At 49.1% G+C, this 4,802-nt stretch carries 2 protein-coding genes; both read right to left on the bottom strand.

The genetic code is table 11. The annotated features are described in order from the left end of the window. Positions 1-137 precede the first annotated feature (137 nt). Positions 138-2,225 (bottom strand): hypothetical protein, encoded by a 2,088-nt coding sequence (locus tag QUA58_RS30825; protein WP_333397934.1) that lies wholly within the window; start codon positions 2,223-2,225, stop codon positions 138-140. Positions 2,226-2,351: 126 nt separating this feature from the next. Continuing rightward, positions 2,352-3,959 carry a CHAT domain-containing protein gene (locus QUA58_RS30820; protein ID WP_333397933.1) on the bottom strand — a complete coding sequence of 536 codons (1,608 nt, stop codon included), beginning with the start codon at positions 3,957-3,959 and terminating at the stop codon, positions 2,352-2,354. Positions 3,960-4,802: the final 843 nt, after the last annotated feature.

Raw genomic sequence — 4,802 nt, 5'->3', positions numbered from 1 at the left:
AGTAAAACTTTGGGTGTTACCTAAAGCTGCTTTGTCCGCAGAATCTCAGTGGCTTCAGCCCTGAGAGTGTCAATCCTAAGTACAAATTTTTAACCGCAGATGTCAGCGGATTAACGCGGATGCACGCGGATTTTGGCTTACCCATCTAGGGGTAAAGTTGGCCCGGCTGGGGGTAAAACTTGGCGGTGAACACTTACTTTGTGACTTTCCCGCTGAGTTTGCATTTCGACGGCGATCGCCTCAAATTCGACTTCCATGCAGCCGTAGGGAATCTCTAACTCGATACTTGCTCGGACGTTTCCTAGCCCGTTAGGTTTAAATTCGGTAATCCAGCGCGGCCCGTCGAGAATCAGGTAGGTTTGTCGATCGTACACCCAAACTTTCACATAAATCCGGGGCATTAATTCCGGCAGTTGCACTTGCACTTTTACAGCCTGGCCCGCGATGATTTCGGCGCGCGGCAATTCCAAAATTGGCATCGGTACTAACTCGTCTTCTGGCAAAACGTAGGGAGTCGGGGGAGTGTCTTCTGCGGCGACAGTTGTGGTTTTTTGACCAACTTGTTTCGGTTGCGGGGGTTCGTCAAAAACCACAAATTCTCTGGCTTCCGGGCTAGTAGATTTGGGATCGGAAATTGTTTCGCTGGTTTCGGGTTGCTGCTGGGTTGCGCTGCTTTCTTCCACAACGGCAATTTCGTCGCTGCTATTTGCGGCGGCTGTTGGAGTTGGGGACAGGGTGGTTGCTTTGAGCCATTCGGGGGATTCGCCGGTACTGGCTAAGGAACTCAGTCGCGACCAAAATCTATTTTGGACGTTTAAGGTTTGAAATGCCTGTTTTGTGGGTGCTGGCGGAGCTTCTGGGGCTGTTGTTTCTAATTCGGGGCTGTTTTCGGGTTTTTGGTCGATCGCTCCGGTTTCCGCTGTTTTAGGGGAAGTTGGGATGTCTGAGGGTTTGGTTTGTGGGTCGATCGACTCTGCGGCAGTTTGAGGCGAATTGGAGATTTCCGACAGCAATTGCGATCGGCTGCTGTCGGGCAGTTTGTTGCCGAATGCGGGCAGTTCTAAGCCACCTGCACTTGGGGTGTGACGCGAAGCCAGTAGAGGGGGTAGCGCTTCCTTGCTTGGGGGTTCGGCGGGGGAGGGAGGGTCTAAGGATTTTTCTACTAGCTTGAGGAAGGATATATTTTTGGCGCTTCCAGACGGTTTTGAGGCTGTTGGGGAGGGTTCAGCTTGATGCTTTTCTTCGATGAAATTGTCTTTAATTTCCTGTAGAAGGTGCTCTAAACGGGCTGTAATTGTGAATAGTTTGGTGGCTAGGGTGACGCCGCCGCTGCTGAGAATTGCTTCTCCTAAAATGAGGCGGCTTTTGCACTCGGTTGGGATGTAGGTGACGCAGGCAAAGATGCAGGGGGGAACTTGTTCTGGCATCGGCTGCTGGATTTCTGCGAGAATTTTTGAGGTTTGGGGGTCGCGCAGGTAAATTTGCAGTTGTGCTGAACCGATGAGTTGTTTGAGTTCTATCGCTTCGGATTCGGGGATGAGAGTTGCTGTTTTTCTGCTTTGTTGGGGGGGTTGGGGAATGTCGATTTTGCCGGAAATGATTAAGGGGCGACCGAGTTGGGTGACGAAGGTTTCTTGATCGAGGACGAGTTCGAGTTTGACGCCCGGTTTGGGTTCGGGGGTTTGGGGAATTGGGAATTGGTAGATTTTGGTCTGCGGCGGTGCCTCAGCGGCTGCTGGGATTTGGGTTGGTGCGGGGCGATCAACCGGTGCTGCAATTTGTGGGGCTGCGCGATCGACCGGTGCTGCAATTTGTGGGGCTGCGGGGGAAGTTGCGGGTTCGGTTTGGTCGATCGGCGGTAAGGGTTCGGAGGTTTCTGATTCTGCGGGCAATACTTCCAACTGAACGCCGTACTGCCAAGGTTTTAGCGGTGTTGATTGGGGATCTGGCAAGCAGGAGAGTTCCCACAGTCCGGGTTTGAGCCTGGTGTAGGGAATGATCACGACTAATCCTTCGGGGTTGGTGCGGGCCGATCGGCTTTGGACTTTCCGCTGCGCCCCTTCGTCGAAGGAAGTATGGGTAACACGAATTTCGATGTCGGTGTTGGGGTGCTGAATGCGAGCAACAACACGGTATTTACCTTCTAGAATTTCCACGTCGGAGGTTTCTAGGGGCAACCAGGCGCGATCGCCTTCTTTCTGTAGCAAAAATTCTAATTTTTTCATCTTTCTTTCCCCTTGAAGGCTCCCGCTTGATTCGTCACAGGTTGGTGGTGGTTTGTTGAGCGACAGCTACAGATATAAATTACTTATGTTTTATAGCCTATCACCACTGTCGGTCAAGAGGCCCACTTACCAAGGACTGCCGATTATGCTGAAAGCTGCCCAATAATACGGATGGGATAAATCTTTGCTGTCGAGTTTGGGGATGGACGGGGGCAAGGGAATGTCGCCTCGGGCACTTCGCAGTTGACCGTCTTGGATCGTCACCTTGCCTTCGATCGCGGCAATTTGTGCTTGCCTGAGAGCTTCAGCTTTAATGATGGGAGGGTCGTTTGGCCTGCGGATTTTTAACTGCTGGTAAAACTCTGTCATCAGGGCGAGAGTCCCCGCATCGCTGACGTACCACAGGCTGGCGAGGGCTGATTTTGCTCCTGATTGCAGTGCTAATCCGGCAAATCCGAGTTCTGCTTCTTTGTCTCCCAAGGCGGTTCTACAGGCGCTTAATACTAACAGTTCGAGGGGCGGATTGTTCCATTTTAAATCTCTCATTTGATCGAGACCTAATTGGGTGTCCCAAAATTGAATGTAGGAGTTATTTGGGGTTCCGGGGCGGAATTCGGCGTGGGTGGCAAGGTGGATGATTCCGTATTTTTGTTGCAGTCGCTGGGATTGCAAGTTTACTATGGTGAAATCTTCGTTGAGAAAGGATTGACCGGGCCACTGTCGGGCGATCGCGCTCAATTCTAATGGCACTGCTGGCAGCGGTTCTTTGTTCGCCGTTTCTGCGAAATCTGATGCTCCCATTGCTAGGACTTGCACGTTTCTGAGGTCGGTGTAATTGCTGTCTGTGAGTTTGAATGCGGGGATGCGGGTGAGGCTGTATTTTTGGATCAGAAATTGCTTTCCGTCGTGCATTGCTGCTAGGGGTACGGTTCGCAAACCTGCGCCGACGCAGAACAGCAAGGTTTCAATTTTTGCTGTTTGCAAATCTGTTTCTAGGGGTGCAACTATCCATTTGTATAGTTGTTGCGCTGGTTCTAGATAGGTGGTGGTGTTGAGTTTTACGGGGTTGGTGATTTCGCTGCCTAATTCTTGGACTACTGACAGGAGTTTCTCTTGTTTGGCTGACGGGACGCTGCGGAGAATGGGCGGCCGATCGGGCAATATTAAGATTAATTCTAGTTGGTCGGTGCGCGGGATAGCGTAAATTAAAGCTGGTTTTTTCTTTGTTTGAACTGCTAGGCGGGAGAGAGTTTTTGATATTGCTTCGGCGGTTTTCGCACGGGTTTCAAAGTCTTGTTCAAAGTATGTTTGATAGTCTTCTTCCCAGCTTTCTTCGATTCTGGTTACGGCTTCGGTGAGGTTTCCCCGATCGAGCAAATTTCTCATTTCTTGCCCGCCCGGCCCGCCCTGGTCTGTGTTTTGGGCAATTGTAGCGAGGTTTGCGGTGCTCCAGCAGAAAAATATTGCTATCAAACAGTAAAAAATAGCGTTTTTAATTTTTTTCTGAGTCGTGTGTTTTTGGCGTTGCTGCTGGGATTGGTAGTGCATGATTTTGGGGCGGTTAATGGCGCCGTTGGCGGCAGCAGTTGGCAAAAGTTTGGATGTGGGTGGGAATTTTGACTGTGCTGGCGATCGCGGCACGATTCTAGCATTCAAGACCAACCCCAAATATCTACCCCAGGGTGTGGATACCAGCACCAACAAAGTCCCCACACCAAGAAATTCGCGATTCATGTAAAAGTTTGTAATTTATGCAGGGGTTTTGCATAAACAGGGCTTACGCAAAAACCGCGTTTCTTCACCTAAGTCCTGTTTTCTACATAGCAGCCAGGTACATTTAACTGAGATGTTGCACCATTCTCAATAATCCTTTTATGAACAGGCTTTCCGGCCTGTTCCACAAAAAATTCATCTTTTGTGGAACGGGCATCTTGCCCGTTCTTAAGAATGGTGAAAGATGTGAGTTTAACCGGCATTACCTATACGGGCGTATTTGATTTTTTGCGACACATCCCATTTCTCAGTTTTAATATGGTTTTGTGTTGGTATTAAGCGAGGAATACCCTGCATAGATCGCCGATATATTGAGTTACCTCAGTAGATATATTCTCTGTATTTACTGATTTTAAATTAGTTAATTTTTTTCGCCCCAAATTACTTAAAGCTCCACTGGTTAATTGTTTGCCCTCGGATATCTGCCAGGTTATTTCGTACAATTCGCCGAGACTGCCTTTTGCCTAAGATTTTGCCTGAAAATCTCCTAGTTTTTTAACATCATTGGCGGCGGTGGCCAAGAGTTGAGCAACATAAATAAAAACACTGAATTATTGAGAGGATTTTACGCTATGCGGTCGATCGCTTTTTCCTTCTTTGTTCTTGCTTTTCTCCTAGATAACTAAAGCCGGCTTCCTTCCACGATACATTGTGTGCGATCAAACTTGGCACGGTGCGTTAGCGAAGCCCTCGAAGAGGATCGCGATCCGATCGGGGGATGCGTCTTATACCATTTTTTTAAAGATGTGCTAGAGATAAAGAATGTAAAATCCAAGACCATCCTGTGAGAAAACCAATGACATG

This window comes from Microcoleus sp. N9_A1 (genome assembly GCF_036701795.1).
GTDB lineage: Bacteria > Cyanobacteriota > Cyanobacteriia > Cyanobacteriales > Microcoleaceae > Microcoleus.
This window is presented reverse-complemented; position numbering and strand designations above follow the sequence as displayed.

Coding starts and splice junctions, on each gene's coding strand:
- QUA58_RS30820 (WP_333397933.1), bottom strand. CDS start 3,959: ATGAATCGCGAATTTCTTGGTGTGGGGACTTTGTTGGTGCTGGTATCC.
- QUA58_RS30825 (WP_333397934.1), bottom strand. CDS start 2,225: ATGAAAAAATTAGAATTTTTGCTACAGAAAGAAGGCGATCGCGCCTGG.